Origin of the sequence: Finegoldia magna (assembly GCF_002243175.1) — a bacterium.
GTDB lineage: Bacteria > Bacillota > Clostridia > Tissierellales > Peptoniphilaceae > Finegoldia > Finegoldia magna_J.
Map to the genome: position 1 here is coordinate 18,824 of NZ_NDYF01000007.1, position 20,123 is coordinate 38,946.

Consider the following 20,123-nt stretch of genomic DNA (forward strand, 5'->3'; position numbering starts at 1 on the left):
TTATGTCAGTAAAAATTAGATTGAAAAGAATGGGAGCAAAGAAGAAACCATTTTATAGAATAGTTGTCGCAGATTCAAGATGTCCTCGTGATGGTAAATTCATCGAAGAAATCGGATATTACAACCCATTAGTTGAAGAAAAAACTGTTAAAGTTGATAGCGAAAAAGTTCAACAATGGATTAAAAACGGTGCAAAACCTACAGATACAGTAGACAGATTATTCAAAAATAATGGAGTTTACGAAGCAAAATAATAATACAAGTTGGGAGTTGTCATGGAAAAATTAGTTAAAACAATTGCTACTGCGTTAGTTGATAATAAAGAAGCAGTTGAAGTAACATCAAGACAAGACAAACATACGGTTATTATAGAAATTAAAGCAGATTCCAAAGATTTGGGAAAAATTATAGGAAAAGAAGGGAAGATTGCCAAGGCAATTAGAACTATTACTAAGGCAGCGACTATTAAAAGTGGCGAAAAAGTTGTCGTAGATATTTTGCAATAATGGAATATATAGCTGTAGCAGAAGTGCTCAATACTCACGGTATTAAAGGATGTCTTAAAATGAGACCGTTGACTGATAATATCGAAAGATTTGACGAAGATATTTGTTATTTTCTCGGGGATAAAAAAGTTAAGGTCACTATTCAAAATTATAGAATGTACAAGGGATTTTTGTACATTGATTTTGAAGAATTTAACGATATTAATGAAGTTCTTGAATTCAAAAAACAGTTTTTATATATAGATGAAAAAGACAGATACGAATTGAAAGATGGAAGCTTTTACATTGACGATTTGATTGGTTTAAAAGCTTATTCTAATGGTGAATACATCGGAGATTTGGTTGAAGTTTTGAGCGTTTATAGTAATGATGTATATGTAATAAAAAATGATGAAAAAGAATTTATGATACCTGCTGTAAAAGAGTTCATTAAAAATATAGATTTAGAAAATGGATTAATCGATGTAGTTATAATTGAGGGTATGTGATGAAATTTATAATTCTCACATTATTTCCAGAAAGTTTTGATTACTTAAAATCATACGGCGTCATAGGAAAAGCAATCCAAAACAATCTCATTGAACTTGAAGTGGTTAATATTAGAGATTACACTAAAAATAAACATAAAAAAGTAGACGATGAGATTTACGGTGGCGGAGCTGGGATGCTTATGACTTGCCAACCAATTTATGACTGCTTGGAAGATGTGAACAAAAACAAATCAAAAGTTGTGTTTATGTCTCCTCAAGGGAAAGTTCTCAATCAACAAAAGTGTATCGAACTTTCAAAAGAAAAAGAAATAGTTATTCTTTGTGGCCATTACGAAGGTGTCGACAGTAGAATCATCAATCACTATTGTGATGAGGAGATATCTATTGGAGATTATGTGATGACTGGTGGAGAATTAGGGGCTATGGTTCTTATAGATTGTGTAAGCCGAATGATTAACGATGTTTTGGGAAATGATGAAAGTTATAAAACAGATTCGCACTACAATTTATTGCTACAGGAAGATTCCTACACAAGACCCAGAGTATTTAACGGATATGAAGTTCCTGAAGTTTTACTATCAGGAAATCACGAAAAAATCGAACAGTGGCGAGAAAAATCAAGACTAAACAACACTAAACTTAAAAGAGAAGATATATATCAGAAATATCTGAAAGAAAAAAACCAAGGAGGATCATAATGGATATTATAAAAACATTAGAAGATGAACAATTAAGAGAAAATAAGTTCGACTTTCATGTTGGCGATACTGTAAAAGTAGACTATCTTATCAAAGAAGGTAACAAAGAAAGAGTTCAAGTTTATGAAGGAACTGTAATTAAAATGCAAGGAACTGGACTTAGAAGAACTTTCACAGTAAGAAGATTAGCTTACGGTGTAGGAGTAGAAAGAACTTTCTTAATCAACTCACCAAGAGTAACTAACGTAAGATTAGTTAGAGAAGGTAAAGTAAGAAGATCAAAATTATTCTACTTAAGACACAGAGAAGGTAAAGCTGCTAAAGTTAAAGAAAAACAAAAATTCTAAATTGAGTGCTGAGAATTTCTCAGTACTTTTTTTAGATGGAAAGGAAATAACATGGACATTAATAATATAAACTGGTATCCGGGGCATATGAAAAAAGCTATCGACAAGATAAAAGAAAATATGAAACTTGTCGATATAGTATTGGTGCTAGTGGATAGCAGAATTGTAAGATCATCCATGAATCCAGTTATAGAAGATATTTTAAAGGACAAGCCGCAATTGATTTTATTGAACAAGATGGACATGGCAGATCCTAAAATAACACAAAACTGGATAAATTATTTTGCCAAGAAAAATATAACAGCACTTCCAATCGATAGTAAAAACGGTAAAAATTTGGATAAAATTGAGCCAACAGCTAAAAAGATTTTAGAAGATGTACTTGCTAATAGAAAAGACAAAAACATCAAATCGGAAATTATTAGAATGATGATAGTTGGTATACCAAATGTTGGAAAATCTACTATAATCAACAAATTATCCAACAGACAATCTGCCAAAACGGGAAACACTCCAGGTGTTACAAGGACTAATCAGTGGATTAGAATAAAAGGTAAGATGGAATTATTAGATACACCAGGTGTTTTGTGGCCAAAATTTGAAGATAATGAAATTGGACTAAACTTGGCGTTTACTGGAGCTATCAAAGACGAAATTTTGGATGAAGAAAACTTAGTGTACAAACTCATTGAAAAACTAATGAGTATAGATCCACAAATTTTAGAAAAAAGATATTCGGTTGATACACAAAACAAGGAAACAATCGAAATAATGGATGATATTGCTATAAGAAGAGGCTGTTTATTAAAAGGAAGAAATATTGACTATTCTAAAGTTTCATCAATAGTTATCGATGAATTTAGAAAAACAAAGTTAGGAAGAATTTCATTAGAAGATGTTTGCGATTGATTATAACGAATTTGAAGAAGAATTAATTTGTGGTGTAGATGAAGTTGGAAGAGGACCATTGGCAGGTCCTGTTGTGACTTGTGCGATTATTATGCCCAAAAATTGTGAAATAATAGAAGGTGTCACTGATTCAAAAAAGCTTTCTGAAAAAAAGAGAATTAAATATAAGGACATGATTTTGGATCAAGCCTTGGCATATAGTGTGAATTTTGTGGATCAAGGTGTGATTGATGAAATCAACATCAAACAAGCTACGAGATTATCCATGAAGAGAGCTGTTGAAAGTCTGAAAACAAAGGACAATAAATTCATAAAACCTGATTTAATTGTGATTGATGCAGAAATTATTGACACAGATATTAAACAAATGTCATATGTTAAAGGCGATGAAAAATTATATCCGATTTCTTGCGCATCAATTGTAGCGAAGGTTATAAGAGATGAGTACATGAAGGATATGGCTGTAATTTATCCGCAATACGGTTTTGAAAAGCACAAGGGATACGGAACTAAATTTCACAGGGAAATGATACTTGAATATGGGGAGTGTCCACTTCACAGAAAAACTTTTTTGAGGAAATTATATGAAAATGGAAAAAAACCGAGGTAAATTTGCCGAGGATTACGCTTGTGAATATTTATCTGAAAAAGGTTACGAAATAATTGACAGAAATTATTCGGAGAGAATTGGGGAACTGGACATAGTCTGCACTTACGAAAATTTTTTGGTAATAGTTGAAGTAAAAGCAAGGACTGATGATAAATTCGGAGCTCCTTCTGATTTTGTAACTTCGGGAAAACAAGACAGAATAAGAAAGACTACTGAAATTTATATCGACAAAAATGATTTGTACGAATATCAGCCTAGATTTGATGTGATAGAAATTTACTTGGATAATTTCAAATTAAATCACTATATTGACGCATTTTAATATTGACAATGGGCTAGTATTTTTATATAATATCAAGGTCAAGCAAATATATTGACAAAGAGGTTTTAATATGTATAAGGTAGCAGTGCTTACAGTATCAGACAAGGGTTCTCAAGGTAAAAGAGAAGATTTAAGCGGTAAGAAGATTATAGAAATTATCGAAAAAAACGGCTATAAATTAGAAAAATATGATATTGTAGCAGATGAAAAAGAACTTATAAAAGAAAAATTAATCGAATATTCCAATCAAAATATTGAGTTGATTTTGACTACGGGTGGAACTGGATTTTCAAAAAGAGATGTGACTCCTGAAGCTACATTAGAAGTTTCAGAAAAACTTTGTTTGGGAATTAGTGAAGCGATAAGAAATTATTCGATGACGATTACAAAAAGAGCAATGCTTTCAAGAGCTGTTTCAGTTATTAGAAAAAATTCACTCATTATCAATATGCCAGGTAGTCCAAAGGCTGTTGAGGAAAGTTTGGAATATATAATTGATACGTTGGATCACGCTTTGAAAATTTTACAAGGCGATGCATCAGAATGTGCGAGAAAATAGTTGTTCATAATTAATTAGTAATGTATAATATATGATAGATAATTGTAGGAGGTATATATGATACAAGCAGGAGATTTTAGAAAAGGCACAACTTTTGAAATGGATGGAGATGTATGGCAAATTATAGATTTCCAACACGTTAAACCAGGAAAAGGTGCAGCTTTTGTAAGAACAAAAATCAGATCAGTTATGACTGGTTCAAACAGAGACATGACTTTCAATCCTAACGAAAAATATGAAGAAGCTAGAATTGAAACAAGAGAAATGCAATACTTATACAACGACGGTACTTTATATTATTTCATGGACCCAGAATCTTATGAACAATTACCAATTGATAAACCAAGTGTTGAAGAAGCTATTCTTTACATAAAGGAAAATGATATGGCAACAATCAAATTCTTCAAAGGTAAAGCATTCCAAGTTTCTCCACCAAACTTTGTTGAGTTAGAAATCACTCAAACAGAACCTGGTATTAAAGGTAACACTGCAACAGGAGCTACAAAACCAGCTACTGTAGAAACAGGCGCTACAGTTAACGTACCTTTATTTGTAAATGAAGGAGATAAAATCAAAATAGATACAAGAACTGGAGAATATTTGTCAAGAGTTTAGTGTTTATTGACTTTTCAACGCGTTTATGATAAAGTAGTACGGTGGATTTTGTCCATACTAATAGAGGAGGTCTAATATGAGAGATAAAGTAATTTTAGAATGTACTGAATGCAAGAGCAGAAATTACACTACTAAAAAGAATAAAAAACTTCACCCTGATAGAGTGGAAACAAACAAGTATTGTAAATTCTGTAAAAAGCACACTCTACACAAGGAAACAAGATAGGAGGAGCTTATGGCAGCGAAAAATGCGCAAAATTCTAATCAAAAATCAGCCCCAAAAAATCAAGGATTTTTAAAAGGCGTGAAGACTGAATGGAATAAAATTGTCTGGCCGACACCAAAGGAAACTTTAGAATACTCAATAGTAGTAGTTATAATTTCCTTTATAGTTGCATTAATCGTATACGGATTAGATACTGTGTTCCAACGTTTAATTGGACTATTTATTTAGAAAGGAACAGTATCCACAATGACCGAAAAAAATAACACATTTATTGAAAATGCAACTGAAGATTTTAAAGAACGTGCCAAAGAGGGCAAATGGTATGTAGTGCATACTTACTCTGGACACGAAGGTAAAGTAAAAGTTAATATTGAAAAAATGGTAGAAAATCGTGGTTATATCGACGATATATTTGAAGTAGTAGTACCTACTGAAGAATATGTTTCAGAGGTCGGTGGAGCTAAAAAGTTAAAAGAAAGAAAGATCTTCCCCGGTTATGTTTTCGTTAAGATGACAATTACCGATGTCTCATGGTATTTGGTTAGAAATACCAGAGGTGTTACAGGATTTGTAGGACCAGAATCAAAGCCTGTAGCAGTTAGTGAAAAGGAAATTCAAAAATTCGCTCTTAAAAATCAATCTTATTCTAAAAAAGAAATTGATGTTAATGTTGGAGACAATGTGAATATTGTTTCTGGAGCGTTTAGCGATCAAGTAGGTATTATTGAAGAAATAAATACTGAAAAAGCTATCTGTAAAGTTTTAATTTCCTTGTTCGGCAGAGACACATCTGTTGAAATTAGCTTTGATGATATCGAAAAAATATAAATTTGAATATAAGTTATTTAATTAATTTCATATAGATCGATGTGGGAGGTTAGCCCCGATAACCACAATAGTTTAAGGAGGAACTAATATGGCTAAAAAAGTACAAGCAATAGTAAAGTTACAAATTCCTGCAGGTAAAGCAACACCTGCACCACCAGTAGGTACAGCACTTGGACCTCACGGTGTTAATATAATGCAATTTACAAAAGAGTTTAACGCAAAAACTCAAGACCAAATGGGAATGATTATTCCAGTTGTTATGACTGTATACCAAGACAGATCATTCACATTTATAACAAAGACTCCACCAGCACCAGTTCTTATTAAAAAAGAATTAGGATTAAATTCTGCTTCAGGAGAACCTAATAAAACTAAAGTTGGACAATTAACTAAAGAACAAGTTAAGAAAATTGCTGAAATTAAAATGCCTGACTTAAATGCAGCAAACTTAGAATCTGCTATGAGTATGATTAAAGGTACAGCAAGAAGTATGGGAGTTACAGTAGAAGAATAGTGGGAGATTTAGTTCGTTAGAACCACAAGGAGGATTATATGGCAAAAAAAGGTAAAAGATATCAAGAAAGTGCAAAATTAATTGATAGAACAGTTGAATATAAATTAGACGAAGCAAGCAAATTAGTTGTAGAAACAGCTAAAGCTAAATTTGACGAATCAGTAGAATTACACGCAAAATTAGGTGTAGATAGTAGACACGCTGACCAACAAGTTCGTGGTACTATCGTACTTCCTCATGGTACAGGTAAAGACCAAAAGGTAGCTGTATTTGCAAAAGGTGAAAAAGCTGAAGAAGCAAAAGCTGCCGGAGCAGATTTTGTAGGAGCAGAAGATTTAGCAGAAAAAATCCAAAAAGAAGGTTGGTTAGGATTTGATGTTGCAGTAGCTACTCCAGACATGATGGGAGTTGTAGGTAGAATTGGTAGAATCTTAGGACCTCAAGGTTTAATGCCAAACCCTAAAGCTGGTACAGTAACTATGGATGTTACAAGTGCAATCAAAGAAATCAAAGCTGGTAAAGTTGAATACAGAACTGATAAGAGTAATATCATTCACGTTCCAGTTGGTAAAGTTTCTTTTGGAGAAGAAAAAATTGCTGAAAACATCAATGCATTAATGCAAGCAATATTGAAAGCAAAACCAGCTTCATCAAAAGGTAAATATATTAGATCTTTAACAATTGCTTCAACAATGGGCCCTGGAATCAAGGTTAATCCATTACAATTTGCAAAAGAATAATATAAATAAGAATTTATTAGCCACCGTTAAGGTGGCTTTTCTTAAATACAGAGGGAAAAATGAAATTATTAAAAGAAGATAAAAAGAAAATTCAAATAGGAATAATAATACTAATTGTTCCAGTTATTTTGGCGTATCTTTTGTTCAATGGAAAATCAATAGGTAATGCATTGAGCACTTTTATGGCGATTATATCTCCATTTATTATTGGCGCTGCATTAGCGTTTGTCCTAAATATGCCTATGAATTTTATTGAGAATAAACTTTTTAAAAAATGGACTTCTAAACCAGGTCTAAAAAGGGCGATATCTCTGTTAATAAGTTTAGTAATAGTTAGTGCGATAATAGCATTTGTAGTGATACTTATAATTCCTAATTTTTTTGAAGCTATTAAGTCGCTCATTCGTGGGATTCCAGTATTAGTTGAAAAGCTAAGAAAATATCCTGAAATAGCAAAACAATTGGATAAAATTTATGACACATACGCTATCACAAGCACTCATGATTTGGTTGTAAAATTGAAACCTTATTTAACAAAAAATGGATTGGATATATTGAACAATGTGTTTTTTGGAATTAGCACAGTGTTTTCTGTTGTACTTAGCTTTGTAGTGTCGTTCACATTTGCTATTTATTTATTATTTTCAAAAGAAACTTTGAGAAGACAATTTACAGAATTGACTTATGTTTTTTTCAGTGGAAAAACTGCAAAAAGAATTATTGTGTTCTTTAAAGTTGCTTATGAAAAATTTTATTCGTTCTTTAAAGGGCAATTTATCGAAGCATTTATGCTTGGATTTATGTGCTTTATAGGAATGTATTTGTTGAAGATGCCAAATGCTGCAACTGTTAGTGTGTTAATTGGTTTTGGAGCATTGATTCCATTGGTTGGAGCTATACTAGGAGCTGCTCTAGGAGCTTTGATCATTTTAATCGAATCTTTTTCAAAAGCGATTATGTTTGTGATTTTCATAATTGTGCTTCAACAATTTGATGGCAATGTAACTTATCCTAGAATTGTAGGGTCTTCAGTAGGGCTTCCATCTATTTGGGTACTTGTAGCAGTTACCATAGGGGCGGCATTAAGCGGTATTGTTGGTATGCTTATTTTCGTTCCAATTTTTGCAACAATCTATGAATTATTGTACAGATATAAGGAAAAGAAATTGAAAGATAAAAACATCTGTATTATTGAAGAAAAATAATAAAAAAGTGTTGACATATTCATTGAATATGATATAATAATCAAGTAATTAATTTGGGCTACCGAAGACAGTAGGGACTATTAAAGTTTAATCATCCTACAGAGGAGCATAAGATATGAGTTTATCAGTCTTTCTGTCTTTGGATGGAAAGACTTTTTTAGTGTAGCCTTTTTCATGGAGGTGAAATAATGAAAGAACACGTTTTAAATCAAAAGAAAGCTGTTGTTGATGAAATTAAAGGACACATTAATGATGCTAAATCAATGGTTATCGTTGATTATAGAGGATTAGATGTTAGCGAAGCAACAGAATTAAGAGAAAAATTCAGAAATGAAAATGTATTATTCAAAGTATACAAAAACACAATGATGAATTTTGCTTTTAAAGAATTGGGATTTGATGGATTCTTAGATTACTTATCTGGTCCTAACGCGGTTGCATTCAGTATGGATGATCCAATCGCTGCAGCTAGAATAGCTAAAGAATTCGCAGCAGATCACGAAAACTTAGAAATTAAAGCAGGTTATTTAGGAGACAAATTCTTAGATGTTGAAGGTGTAAAGAAAATCGCATCTATCCCTTCAAGAGAAGTTCTTCTTACAAAAATGCTTGGAAGCTTCAAAGCTCCAGTATCAAAATTTGTATATTTAGCAGATGCTATTGCTAAATCAAAAGCTGAAGGTTCAGAAGAAGCTGAATCAAACGAAACTACTGAAACAGTAGAAGAATAATTAATTAAAATAAAATTTGGAGGTAAAAAATGTCAATAGATGAAATCTTAGAAGCAGTTGAAGGCTTAACTGTTCTTGAATTAAATGAATTAGTAGAAAAAGCAGAAGAAAAATTTGGAGTATCAGCAGCAGCTCCTGTAGCTGTAGCAGGTGCAGCACCAGCAGCAGGCGGAGCAGCAGCAGAAGAAAAATCAGAATTTGATGTAATCTTAGCATCAGCTGGTGACGCTAAAATGAAAGTTATCAAAGCAGTTAAAGACTTAACTGGTTTAGGATTAAAAGATGCTAAAGCTATCGTAGACGAAGCTCCTAAAGCAATCAAAGAAGGCGCTTCTAAAGAAGAAGCTGAAGAATTAAAAGCTAAACTTGAAGAAGTTGGAGCTACTATCGAATTAAAATAGTCGATAAATTTATGGAGAGGTTATGCACAATAGCCTCTCTTTTTTAATTGCTTGACAAATCATTTGATTATGATATTATTTAAATATATTGATAAAATGACTATGATGAGATGAGTATGTAATAATTTTTTTAAAGAGAGTCTTAGTTTGGTGGAATAAGATATTAGATTATTGCAGAATATGGTCTTTGAGTTTGAAAAGTTGAATAGCATATGCTTTTAAATTTTTCCGGGAGCATCCGTTATCAAATGCTAGGCATTAATGTGCCAAACAATGAGAGAATATTTTATATTCTAAAATTAAGGTGGTAACGCGGATTTTCGCCCTTATATGATGTATGTCATATAAGGGATTTTTTATTTTATTGTAGTTTTATTTATTTAGGAGGGAAATTATGTCAGAAGAAAAGAAATCATATTACATCACTACGCCGATTTATTATCCAAGTAGTAACTTACATTTAGGTCATACTTATACGACAATTATTGCGGATACTTTGAAAAAGTTCAAAAAAATCCAAGGCTATGATGTGTTTTTGACTACAGGTACAGATGAACACGGTCAAAAGTTATACGAAAAAGCAAAAGAAAAGAACATGGGTGATAATCCATTAAATTATATCGACCCAATTGTACAAAGCGCTAAGGATTTGTGGAAGAAACTTGACATAGATATAGATAGTTTTGTTAGAAGTACAGACAAGGCTCACGAAAAAAATGTTCAAGAAATTTTCCAAAAATTATATGATAAGGGAGATATTTACAAATCTACTTATAAGGGACATTATTGTGTAGATTGTGAAGCTTTCTGGACAGAATCACAACTAAAGGATGGAAAGTGTCCAGATTGTGGACGTGATGTTCACTATCACGAAGAAGAATCGTACTTTTTCAGATTATCAAAATATAAAGACAGGATTTTACAATTGTACAAGGATAATCCGGATTTCTTAAAGCCAGAATCTCGTAAGAACGAAATGGTTAATAACTTTTTAAGTGGGGAATTGGAAGATTTATCAGTATCTCGTACAAGTTTTGACTGGGGAGTTAAGGTTCCATTTGACGATAAACATATAATCTACGTGTGGATTGATGCGCTTAGCTGTTACTTGACAGGGATTGGATATGGACAAGATGAAGAATTATTCAATAAATTCTGGCCATGCGATATTCACTTAGTTGGAAAAGAAATTGTAAGATTCCACACGATTATTTGGCCGGCGTTGTTGATGGCGTTGGATTTGCCATTGCCAAAGAGAGTTTTCGCTCATGGATGGATTTTGTTCAATGAAGATAAGATGAGTAAATCAAAGGGAAATGTATATTATCCAGAACCAATCATTGATTTGTACGGTGTAGATGCTTTGAAATACTACATTTTAAGAGATTTTACTTTTGGTAATGATGGTAATTTTACGACAGAAAGATTTATGAACAGATTCAATTCAGATTTGGTAAATGATTTGGGCAATCTTGTAAGTAGATCAGTATCAATGGTTGAAAAATATTTTGATGGTGTTATTCCACAACCAAATGACAACAACGATATTGACAAGAGTTTAATATCTGTAGTCGAAGAATGCCAAGGAAAAGTTGAAGAGTTATTAGAAGAACTTGATTTTTCAAATGCACTAGAAGAAATTTGGAAAGTTGTTAGAAGGGCTAATAAATATATTGATGAAACTACTCCTTGGATTTTGATTAAAGAAGATCCAGAAAGATTGAAAACTGTTTTGTATAATTTGATGGATGCGATAAGAGTTATTTGTATATTAACTTCTCCATTTATCACAGAAACTAGCAACAAAATCAAAGAACAAATCGGTCTTTCTGAAATCAAATGGGAAGATGGAAAAGTGTTCGGTAAAACTATCGCTGGAACTAAGGTTCAAAGAGGAGAAAACTTGTTCAATAGATTAGACATCAAGAAAGAAACTGAACGATTGAACGAAGTTAACGACAAATTAATCGAAGAAAGAACTGGTAAGAAAGTTTCTGAATTAAGAGACAATAACGAAGAAGCTCCTAAAGAATCTAAGAAAAAATCAAAGAAAGCTAAGAAAAAAGAAGAAATAACTATAGATGATTTTGACAAGCTTGATTTGAGAGTTGGACAAATTGTAGAAGCAAATCAACATCCAGATGCCGATAAACTTTTGGTTTTCAAGGTTAAAATCGGAGAAGAAACAAGACAAATAGTTTCTGGTATTAAAAACTGGTACGAACCAGATGATTTGATAGGCAAAAAGGTTATTGTCGTGTACAATTTGAAGCCTGTAAAATTGAGAGGAGTAGAATCTCAAGGTATGCTTCTTGCAGCAAGTAAGGGCGATAAATTGACTATGGCAAGTTTACTTGACTCAGAATTTGAAGATGGAGCGACTGTATCTTAATGGGAAAATATGTAATATACGATACACATTGTCACTTGACAGATGAGAAATTTGATTTTGATAGGGAAAAAATTATCGAAAACCTACAATCCAATTCTGTTGTAAAAGCAATGCTTCCAAGTGACAATGTTGAAAACTCCATTAAAGCCATTGAATTGTCTGAAAAGTATGATTTCTTATACAATGCTGTGGGGATTCACCCTGAAGAAGATAGCAGATTTACGGATAAAGATATTTCTAGGATAGAAGAGTTGTCTGATAATCCAAAATGCAAAGCAATTGGAGAAATTGGGCTGGACTACCATTATGAACACGACAAGGACAAGCAAAAATATCTATTTGAGAAGCAAATGCAAATCGCCGAAAGGAAAAATTTGCCTGTAATTATTCACACGAGAGATGCAATACAAGACACATATGATATCTTGAAGAAATATCCAAATGTAAGAGGAATAATGCACTCTTATTCTGGAAGCTATGAAATGGCAATGAAATTTATTGATTTGGGATATTATATTTCATTTAGTGGAGTTGTTACATTTAAGAATGCAAGAAATGTCAAGGAAACTTGTGAAAAACTACCTATTGATAAAATTTTGGTAGAAACAGATTCACCATACTTGACTCCTCATCCATATCGTGGGAAAAGAAATGAACCAAAATATGTGAATTTGGTGTTACAAGAAGTTAGTTTGTTGAAAAAAATGTCGGAAAAAGAAGCGGCACAAATCATTTGCAACAATGCCGATGATATTTTTGGATGGTAAATTATGATAAAAGAAATAATAGTTGTCGAAGGAAGAGACGATGAGCAAAGAGTCAAAAGAGCATTAGATTGTGAAGTGATTTGCACTGGCGGGATTTATTTTAGCGATAAATTACTCAAAAGACTCAAAAAAATCGACCAAAATAGAGGAATAATAATTCTAACGGATCCAGACTATGCTGGAAATAAAATTAGAAAAAGAATTAATGATTTTATTCCGAACGCAAAAAATGCATTTATAGCACAAGATTTGTGTATTAAAGATGAGGACATCGGAATTGAAAATGCAAAGGAAGAAGATATCAAAATAGCCATAGAAAACGCTCATCCGTCAATGATTGATTCTAAGAATGAATACACAATGGATGATATGATTTACTATGGATTAGTAGGCGAAGGATCCAAATCGCTTAGAATAAAAGTCGGTAAAATTTTAAATATAGGTTACGGCAATGCGAAATCTTTTCTTAGAATGCTTAATAATTACAATATTTCAAGAGAAAAATTAGAGGAGGCTATTAATAGATGAGTTATAGACTACACCAACCTTCTTATATTAAAGAAATATTGGACAAATTTGGATTTAAGTTCTCAAAAGCTTTGGGTCAAAATTTTCTAATAGATGGTAATTTGATTGAAAATATTATCGACTATTCTGATATCGCAGAAGATGATTACGTTATTGAGATTGGCCCTGGTTTTGGAACATTAACCGAAAGACTTGTCGACAAATGCAAGTTTTTGTATTCGATTGAAATAGATTCAAGACTTATGGATGTTTTGAAATACACTGTTGGAGATAGAGATAATTTTCAAATAATAAACGAAGATGTGTTGAAGGTAGATTTGAACGAACTTAATCGTGGAGATAAAAAGTTTAAAGTGGTTGCGAATCTTCCTTACTACATCACAACTCCAATTATTGAGCATTTGTTCAATTACAGAGACATTATTGAATCAATCACTGTTATGGTTCAAAAAGAAGTGGCTAATAGAATGGTAGCTGATGTGGGAAGCAAGGATTACGCATCATTGAGTTTGTTTGTAAAACAAAATAGCGATGCGAAAATAATACTGAATGCTCCTAAAACTGTGTTCATGCCACAACCAAAAGTAGACAGTGCTGTTGTAAATATGAAGCTTAAAAAATTAGATGAAGACATCGACCAAGAATTGCTTCGTCAATTAATCAGATCGGGTTTTAGCAAAAGGAGAAAAACCATAGTAAACAGTTTTACTAGTGGGTTTGTGAATGTTGATAAGGAGAAATTAAAGTCAATTCTTCAAGAGATAGGTTTAAAAGAGAATTTGAGAGCTGAGAATTTGTCATTGGAAGATTACAAAAATATTGTAAAGAAGTTGAACAATATTGATTAGGATTTTCAAATAAGGGTATATATAAAATACAGACTTTTAAGGAGGTATTTTTATGAAAGACGTAGTAATTTATACAAGTGATGGATGTCAATATTGCCACGCTGCAAAAGATTATATGGACGAAAACAACGTAAAATATACAGAAAAAAATATATCACAAGATCAAGAAGCTAGAAAAGAACTTATGAAAAAAGGTCACATGGGTGTGCCTGTTACGATCATAGGCGACGAAGAAATAGTTGGATTTGATCAAGCTAAATTAAAAGAAGCTTTAGGATTATAAAAAACAAAAACTACTTGTCAATCGACAGGTAGTTTTTTTATGTAAAAACCCGCTTTAATTAGCGGGTATATTTTTAGTTTTGGTTTAATTGTTCTAAAAGATAATTTACATCTAGTCCGTGAACCATACAAGCTTCTTCTAAGCTTTCCATTTGGCTGGCTGGACAACCTATACAAGATAATCCGTTTCTGAATAAAACTTCTACAGAATCTGGATTGTTTCTAATAATATCTCCGATTAACATATCTTTAGTAATTTCCATAAAATCACCCTTTCATCATTTATATTCTTATTATAATATAAGCTTTCAGTTCATTCAAGTAAAAATATTTCGTATCTATGTTATAATTTAATATGAAATAGAAATATAGGTGGTGAGGAATATGATGGATGAAAAATTTGAACGTCATGAAATAGATATGGATTTACTCAACAAATATCTAGAAGACAAAGATTATTTAAAACTTAAAAATCAAATTCAAAAATACAACCCGGTAGATATTACAGATTATATTGAATCATTGGATTTAAAAAGCGCAATGCTTGTGTTCAGGTTATTGAACAAAGATGATTGTATCGATGTGTTTTCTCATATGGAAAAGGATCATCGAACAAGGCTTTTGGAAGCATTCAGTGATAAAGAAGTTAAATTCATAGTAGACGAACTATATTTTGACGATATGATTGACTTAATCGAAGAAATGCCAGCGGGAATTGTGAAAAAAGTTCTAAGACATACCGACAAAAGCGAAAGAAATTTGATTAATCAATTCTTAAATTATCCAGAAGATTCAGCGGGATCTTTGATGACAATAGAATATATTGAATTGAGATCTTATTATACTGTAAGGAAAGCTCTTGAAGTTATTAAGAAAACAGGGGTTGACAAGCAGACCGTCTATACATGTTTCGTAACAAACGAAAAGAAAACACTACTTGGTTTTGTTTCTTTGAGAACAATCGTAACGAATGAACCAGAAACGTTGATTGAAGACTTGATGGACGAAGATGTTATTTACGTTCACACTGACGATGACCAAGAAACAGTAGCAGATGTGTTCAAAAAATACGGATTCGTTGTTCTTCCGGTCGTTGATAATGAAAAAAGACTTACAGGTATTATAACAGTTGACGATATCATGGAAGTTATGGAACAAGAGGCTACAGAAGACTTCCAAATCATGGCAGGTATGAGTCCGGACGAAGACGACTATTTGGATCAAAGCGTGTTCAATTTGGCGAAAAAGCGTATTGCTTGGCTTTTGATACTGATGATTTCAGCTACATTTACAGGTTCAATAATGACTCACTACGAATCATTATTGGGACAAGCGATAATACTTACAGCATTTATTCCAATGATAATGGATACGGGCGGAAACTCGGGATCGCAATCATCGACACTTATTATACGTGGACTTGCTACTGGAGAAATCAGCACAAAAGATTGGCTAAAAGTATTTTTTAAAGAATTTAGAGTCGCCCTTATAGTTTCAGTTGTTATGAGTGTCGTTTGTTTCATAAAAACTATGGTTGTAGATAAAGTTTCAGTTCCTATCGGATTGGTTGTATCTTTGACTTTGATATTTACAATCGTGACTGCGAAATTAATCGGTGGAATGTTGCCGATTATTGCCAAAAAATTAAAATTAGATCCAGCGATTATGGCAGGACCATTGATTACTACAATTGTCGACGCGTTGAGTTTGTTAATTTATTTTGAAATGGCACATATTGCTTTGGGAATCTAACTAGAAAAAATTAGCAAAAACTATTGACATATTTTTAATATTACTGTAAAATATTTTATTTAATTTGACTTTAGAGTGATAGAGTGATATAATACTACTAACGACGATCTGTTAGGAGGAATAACGTGAAGGAAATTAACGATTTGAACATGATTAGAAGTCAGGTGCGAAGTAATATTGGAAAAGATGTTATTGTCGAGGCAGATAAAGGACGAAATAAAATTGTAACTAACAAAGGAACTATCAGCCAAGTGTTCCCAAGTTTATTTACAATAAAAATAACTAACGAATATGATTCAGAAAGAACAATATCATATACTTACTCAGATATACTTACATCAACAGTAAAGTTAGAATTATGTTAAAAAACGACCGAAAGGTCGTTTTTTTTAGTTTGATTTAACATTTAAACAATAGTATAATTTATTAATAGAGGTGTATTATGAAGTTGAAATTATATATGTCAGAAAAATGCCCAGATTGTGTAGACGCAATCGAAATTTTAAAAAAAGCCGATATCGATTATGAAGAAATTAATATTACAGATTCTATGAAAAATCTCAAAGAATTTTTTACTTATAGAGATAATAGAAAAGAATTTGAATCAATTGTTAAGGACAACAAGGTTGGAGTTCCTATGATAACTGATGGCAAAAAGATAGTATTTTTTGAAAAATTAGAAGATTTAAGAGTGTTTGATGAAAATTAATAGTTATGCCAAGATAAATCTGTCATTGGATGTTCTTGGTTTAAGGGAAGATGGATATCATAATATCGATACGATTATGAATCTGATTGATCTTCATGATATTATGGATATAAATCGTAATAATACTAATGAATTAAATTTGAGCTCCAATAATCCTGATTTTCCAACTGATGAAACTAATTTGATCTATAAAATACTTGAGAATTTAAAAAAGTTCAGGGACATTAACTGTGGTTATGATGTATTTGTAGACAAACAAATCCCCATATCAGCAGGACTTGCTGGAGGAAGTTCCAATGCATGTGAGTTTTTAATGTATGTGAATGATGATTTGTCACTTAATCTTTCTGATCAAGAAATCAAAGAAATTTGTAGACTAACAGGAGCGGACACTTTTTATTTTACGAACAAAAAATGTGTCAGAGCAACAGGGATAGGAAATGAGTTTGTCAGATTGTCTGATTTTTCTAATAAAAACATAATAATTGTAAATAATGGAATGAGCATATCTTCAAAAGATGTGTATGATAATTTGAAAGAGTCAAATGGTGGATTGGGTAAAGTTTCCGTTGCTATTGATAGTCGTGATTACGAAACTTTTTATAAGGTAGCGTTCAACACGATGGAAAGTGTATCGGAAAAGTTAGTTGAAGAAATCTCTATTATAAAAGAACAGTTGAATGATTTGGGAGCGAATTTGTCTTTGATGAGCGGTTCGGGACCAACTGTTTTTGGTATTTTCGAAAACACACAATACTATGAAAATTGCTACAATAAATTAAAGGACAAATATAAGTATGTATTTAAAACAAAAACCTTATAACAAAATAGGATTCGTGGATTCTGGTTTGGGCGGACTTACAGTATTCAAAAAAGTTAAGAAGCTAATGTCCGACAAGGAGTATATTTATTTTGCTGACAGTGCGAATGTTCCTTATGGCTCCAAAACCAGAGACCAAATGCTAATGATTTCTGAAAATATTGTGAGGTTTTTCAATGAACAACAGATAGATTTACTTGTAGTAGCTTGTAATACGTTGACATCAATTGCGTTGGACTATATGAAATCAATTGCAAACTTTGATATAATTGGAGTTGTTGAATACGGGGTAAAGTCTGCGATAAAAACTACCTCTAATAAAAAAGTAGGAGTAATAGCGACAAAAGCTACCGTGGATAATGGTTTATATAAAAAGTTATTAGAACAAAAAGGCGTTGAAGTTTGTCAGTCTGCGTGTTTTGATTTTGTAAGTTTTGTAGAAGAAGACTGCAAAGATAAGGATAAGATTGTAGAAAAAGTAGAAGAATATCTGAAACCTATCGTAGATTTTGGAGCAGACACTATCATTTTGGGTTGTACACATTATCCGATTTTAATTGAATACCTTAAACAATATACAGGAGAAAATATTAAATTTGTAGATCCTGCAGATTCTCTAAGTGAAGATGTTTACGAGATTTGTGGGAGCTATCAAAATAAATGTGACACAAAATATTTTGTCACAAAAAATCCATCTGATTTTAAAATCAATGGATCTAAAATTATAGGAGAACCTATAGAAAAAGTTACAGAAATGGAGTGATTTTATGGAATTGAATTACGAAAAGAAAAGTATCTGGGAAGTTGTAGATGAAAAAGAACACGACGAAATCTACGCTTATGGTGAAAGATACAAAAACTTCTTAGATAGTTGCAAAACTGAAAGAGAAGCTACAGAATTTATAGTTAATCAAGCAAAAGAACACGGGTTTGTTGAATTGAATGAAGCTTTAAAAGGACAAATCAAAAAAGGCGACAAAATTTATATTAACAATAAGGACAAATCATGCGTGTTAGTTGTTATTGGTGATGATATAAACGAAGGACTTAACATAGTTGGTTCACACTTAGATTGTCCAAGATTAGATGTTAGGGCCGTGCCGTTTTCAGAAGATAAAAACATCTTAATGATGAAGACACATTACTATGGTGGAATCAAAAAACATCAATGGACTACAATCCCATTGGCAATGCACGGAGTAATCTTCACAAATGAAGGCAAAAAAGTTGAAATCAAAATCGGTGAAAAAGAAGACGAACCAGTATTCTACATCACTGAATTATTAGCTCACTTGTCTAAAGATTTGAACTCAAAAACATTGGGAGCGGCAATCGAAGGTGAAAAATTAGCCATAATAGCAGGTCATGATAGCTATAACTTCAAAGATGAAAAAGAAAACCCAATCAAAAAATGTATATTAAAATATTTGAATGAAAAATATGGAATAACAGAATCTGATTTCCAAGTAGCAGAATTAGAAATTGTACCAGCTACTAAAGCAAGAGACGTTGGATTTGACGGAGCAATGATTGCATCTCACGGTCACGACGACAGAGTTTGTGCTTATGCAACATTAGAAGCAATTCTTAAAGTTGAAAATCCTAAGAGAACAGCAGTAGCTTTATTCGTAGATAAAGAAGAAATAGGTTCAGTTGGTAATACATCAATGAACGCACCATACATGGGAAATATGATTGCAGAAATAGCTAATAATCAACATGAAAATTACAGTGATTTAACAATGAGAAGAATCATGGCTAATTCAAAAGTATTATCAGCAGACGTTACTGCAGCTATTGATCCATTGTATGCTGATGCAACAGAAGATTCTAACACAGCATTAAGCGGATGTGGAATTTCATTAGCAAAATTCACAGGACACGGTGGAAAATTCAGTTCAAATGATGCAAACCCAGAATTCTTAAACGAATTAAGACAACTATTCAAAGAAGAAAAAGTAATGTGGCAAACAACTGAACTTGGTAAAATAGACCAAGGTGGTGGAGGAACAATAGCCTTCATACTTGCAAACCAAGGAGCAGAAGTAGTTGACATCGGAACAGCTATGCTATCAATGCATGCACCAGTAGAATTATTATCAAAAGCTGACTGCTACATGACAAGCAAAGCATACCACGCATTCTTAAAATAAAATAAAGTAAACTTATAAAGCACTTGACATTTAGCTTTTATACTGATATTATATAAAAGCACTTTGAGTTAAGTGCTTTTTAAATTACTCAAAAGAAAGTAATGCATGTAAAACAGAAATAAAAAAAGTTTTACAAAACACTTGACAAAATGAAATGATGATAGTAAACT

30 protein-coding genes and 2 other annotated features are annotated in these 20,123 nt (G+C 32.2%); of the genes, 29 read left to right on the plus strand and 1 reads right to left on the minus strand.

The window, feature by feature from the left end; all coding sequences use genetic code 11:
- Positions 1-2: 2 nt before the first annotated feature.
- The 23 genes from rpsP to B9N53_RS01965 all read left to right on the plus strand — a co-directional run bounded on the left by rpsP (position 3) and on the right by B9N53_RS01965 (position 14,520).
- On the plus strand, positions 3-254 hold the full coding sequence (rpsP, locus tag B9N53_RS01855) for a 30S ribosomal protein S16 (protein ID WP_002835329.1): 252 nt from the start codon (positions 3-5) through the stop codon (positions 252-254).
- Between the two features lie 21 nt (positions 255-275).
- On the plus strand, positions 276-506 hold the full coding sequence (locus B9N53_RS01860; protein ID WP_094203454.1) for a KH domain-containing protein: 231 nt from the start codon (positions 276-278) through the stop codon (positions 504-506).
- Entirely contained in the window at positions 506-994 is a 489-nt protein-coding gene (rimM, locus tag B9N53_RS01865; protein WP_094203455.1) for a ribosome maturation factor RimM, read from the plus strand. Before B9N53_RS01860 ends, rimM begins: the two co-directional genes overlap by 1 nt.
- Positions 994-1,695, plus strand: coding sequence for a tRNA (guanosine(37)-N1)-methyltransferase TrmD (trmD, locus tag B9N53_RS01870; protein ID WP_094203456.1), 702 nt, complete (start codon positions 994-996; stop codon positions 1,693-1,695). Before rimM ends, trmD begins: the two co-directional genes overlap by 1 nt.
- On the plus strand, positions 1,695-2,042 hold the full coding sequence (rplS, locus tag B9N53_RS01875) for a 50S ribosomal protein L19 (RefSeq protein WP_002835325.1): 348 nt from the start codon (positions 1,695-1,697) through the stop codon (positions 2,040-2,042). The genes trmD and rplS overlap by 1 nt, the downstream gene beginning before the upstream one ends.
- Before the next feature lie 51 nt (positions 2,043-2,093).
- Complete coding sequence (gene ylqF / locus B9N53_RS01880; protein ID WP_094203457.1) at positions 2,094-2,951, plus strand: ribosome biogenesis GTPase YlqF; 858 nt, start codon at positions 2,094-2,096, stop codon at positions 2,949-2,951.
- Complete coding sequence (locus B9N53_RS01885) at positions 2,938-3,561, plus strand: ribonuclease HII (RefSeq protein ID WP_094203458.1); 624 nt, start codon at positions 2,938-2,940, stop codon at positions 3,559-3,561. Before ylqF ends, B9N53_RS01885 begins: the two co-directional genes overlap by 14 nt.
- On the plus strand, positions 3,536-3,883 hold the full coding sequence (locus B9N53_RS01890) for a YraN family protein (protein ID WP_192867301.1): 348 nt from the start codon (positions 3,536-3,538) through the stop codon (positions 3,881-3,883). Before B9N53_RS01885 ends, B9N53_RS01890 begins: the two co-directional genes overlap by 26 nt.
- A gap of 70 nt (positions 3,884-3,953) precedes the next feature.
- Positions 3,954-4,442 carry a MogA/MoaB family molybdenum cofactor biosynthesis protein gene (locus B9N53_RS01895; protein WP_094203459.1) on the plus strand — a complete coding sequence of 163 codons (489 nt, stop codon included), beginning with the start codon at positions 3,954-3,956 and terminating at the stop codon, positions 4,440-4,442.
- A 57-nt stretch (positions 4,443-4,499) separates the two neighbouring features.
- A complete protein-coding gene (gene efp, locus B9N53_RS01900; RefSeq protein ID WP_094203460.1) occupies positions 4,500-5,057 on the plus strand; it encodes an elongation factor P in 558 nt (185 codons plus the stop codon).
- 76 nt (positions 5,058-5,133) lie between these two features.
- Positions 5,134-5,283: a 50S ribosomal protein L33 gene (gene rpmG / locus B9N53_RS01905; RefSeq protein ID WP_002835319.1), complete on the plus strand. Its 150-nt coding sequence runs from the start codon at positions 5,134-5,136 to the stop codon at positions 5,281-5,283.
- A gap of 9 nt (positions 5,284-5,292) precedes the next feature.
- Positions 5,293-5,511, plus strand: coding sequence for a preprotein translocase subunit SecE (gene secE, locus B9N53_RS01910; RefSeq protein WP_002835318.1), 219 nt, complete (start codon positions 5,293-5,295; stop codon positions 5,509-5,511).
- An 18-nt stretch (positions 5,512-5,529) separates the two neighbouring features.
- Entirely contained in the window at positions 5,530-6,111 is a 582-nt protein-coding gene (gene nusG / locus B9N53_RS01915; RefSeq protein ID WP_002838609.1) for a transcription termination/antitermination protein NusG, read from the plus strand.
- An 88-nt stretch (positions 6,112-6,199) separates the two neighbouring features.
- Entirely contained in the window at positions 6,200-6,625 is a 426-nt protein-coding gene (rplK, locus tag B9N53_RS01920) for a 50S ribosomal protein L11 (RefSeq protein WP_002835316.1), read from the plus strand.
- 38 nt (positions 6,626-6,663) lie between these two features.
- Entirely contained in the window at positions 6,664-7,365 is a 702-nt protein-coding gene (rplA, locus tag B9N53_RS01925) for a 50S ribosomal protein L1 (RefSeq protein ID WP_002835315.1), read from the plus strand.
- A gap of 59 nt (positions 7,366-7,424) precedes the next feature.
- Positions 7,425-8,570, plus strand: a complete 1,146-nt coding sequence (locus tag B9N53_RS01930) for an AI-2E family transporter (protein WP_002835314.1) — start codon at positions 7,425-7,427, stop codon at positions 8,568-8,570.
- 43 nt (positions 8,571-8,613) lie between these two features.
- Positions 8,614-8,738 (plus strand) — a sequence feature (ribosomal protein L10 leader region).
- Positions 8,739-8,758: 20 nt separating this feature from the next.
- Positions 8,759-9,301, plus strand: a complete 543-nt coding sequence (gene rplJ / locus B9N53_RS01935) for a 50S ribosomal protein L10 (protein WP_002835313.1) — start codon at positions 8,759-8,761, stop codon at positions 9,299-9,301.
- Positions 9,302-9,330: 29 nt separating this feature from the next.
- Entirely contained in the window at positions 9,331-9,702 is a 372-nt protein-coding gene (rplL, locus tag B9N53_RS01940) for a 50S ribosomal protein L7/L12 (protein WP_002835312.1), read from the plus strand.
- A gap of 93 nt (positions 9,703-9,795) precedes the next feature.
- Positions 9,796-10,033 (plus strand) — a binding site (T-box leader).
- 63 nt (positions 10,034-10,096) lie between these two features.
- Positions 10,097-12,094 carry a methionine--tRNA ligase gene (gene metG, locus B9N53_RS01945; protein ID WP_094203461.1) on the plus strand — a complete coding sequence of 666 codons (1,998 nt, stop codon included), beginning with the start codon at positions 10,097-10,099 and terminating at the stop codon, positions 12,092-12,094.
- Positions 12,094-12,861 (plus strand): TatD family hydrolase, encoded by a 768-nt coding sequence (locus tag B9N53_RS01950; RefSeq protein WP_094203462.1) that lies wholly within the window; start codon positions 12,094-12,096, stop codon positions 12,859-12,861. The genes metG and B9N53_RS01950 overlap by 1 nt, the downstream gene beginning before the upstream one ends.
- Positions 12,862-12,864: 3 nt before the next feature.
- On the plus strand, positions 12,865-13,389 hold the full coding sequence (rnmV, locus tag B9N53_RS01955) for a ribonuclease M5 (protein ID WP_094203463.1): 525 nt from the start codon (positions 12,865-12,867) through the stop codon (positions 13,387-13,389).
- Entirely contained in the window at positions 13,386-14,237 is an 852-nt protein-coding gene (rsmA, locus tag B9N53_RS01960; protein ID WP_094203464.1) for a 16S rRNA (adenine(1518)-N(6)/adenine(1519)-N(6))-dimethyltransferase RsmA, read from the plus strand. The genes rnmV and rsmA overlap by 4 nt, the downstream gene beginning before the upstream one ends.
- Positions 14,238-14,289: 52 nt before the next feature.
- Entirely contained in the window at positions 14,290-14,520 is a 231-nt protein-coding gene (locus B9N53_RS01965; protein WP_002838618.1) for a glutaredoxin family protein, read from the plus strand.
- A gap of 73 nt (positions 14,521-14,593) precedes the next feature.
- Here B9N53_RS01965 and B9N53_RS01970 read toward each other — a convergent pair whose 3' ends face one another.
- Complete coding sequence (locus tag B9N53_RS01970; RefSeq protein WP_002835305.1) at positions 14,594-14,782, minus strand: DUF1858 domain-containing protein; 189 nt, start codon at positions 14,780-14,782, stop codon at positions 14,594-14,596.
- Positions 14,783-14,903: 121 nt separating this feature from the next.
- On the opposite strand from B9N53_RS01970, the gene mgtE reads away from it, so the two are divergent.
- From mgtE to B9N53_RS02000, 6 genes are all read left to right on the plus strand, one after another.
- Positions 14,904-16,271, plus strand: coding sequence for a magnesium transporter (mgtE, locus tag B9N53_RS01975; protein ID WP_094203465.1), 1,368 nt, complete (start codon positions 14,904-14,906; stop codon positions 16,269-16,271).
- 125 nt (positions 16,272-16,396) lie between these two features.
- Positions 16,397-16,636 carry a Veg family protein gene (locus B9N53_RS01980; RefSeq protein WP_002835303.1) on the plus strand — a complete coding sequence of 80 codons (240 nt, stop codon included), beginning with the start codon at positions 16,397-16,399 and terminating at the stop codon, positions 16,634-16,636.
- A gap of 77 nt (positions 16,637-16,713) precedes the next feature.
- The gene (locus B9N53_RS01985) at positions 16,714-16,980 is read left to right on the plus strand and encodes a glutaredoxin domain-containing protein (protein ID WP_094203466.1); all 267 of its coding nucleotides are present in this window, start codon (positions 16,714-16,716) and stop codon (positions 16,978-16,980) included.
- Positions 16,970-17,803 (plus strand): 4-(cytidine 5'-diphospho)-2-C-methyl-D-erythritol kinase, encoded by an 834-nt coding sequence (gene ispE / locus B9N53_RS01990; RefSeq protein WP_094203467.1) that lies wholly within the window; start codon positions 16,970-16,972, stop codon positions 17,801-17,803. The genes B9N53_RS01985 and ispE overlap by 11 nt, the downstream gene beginning before the upstream one ends.
- Positions 17,778-18,563 carry a glutamate racemase gene (murI, locus tag B9N53_RS01995; RefSeq protein WP_094203468.1) on the plus strand — a complete coding sequence of 262 codons (786 nt, stop codon included), beginning with the start codon at positions 17,778-17,780 and terminating at the stop codon, positions 18,561-18,563. Before ispE ends, murI begins: the two co-directional genes overlap by 26 nt.
- 4 nt (positions 18,564-18,567) lie before the next feature.
- Complete coding sequence (locus tag B9N53_RS02000; RefSeq protein ID WP_094203469.1) at positions 18,568-19,953, plus strand: aminopeptidase; 1,386 nt, start codon at positions 18,568-18,570, stop codon at positions 19,951-19,953.
- The last annotated feature ends 170 nt before the right edge of the window (positions 19,954-20,123 follow it).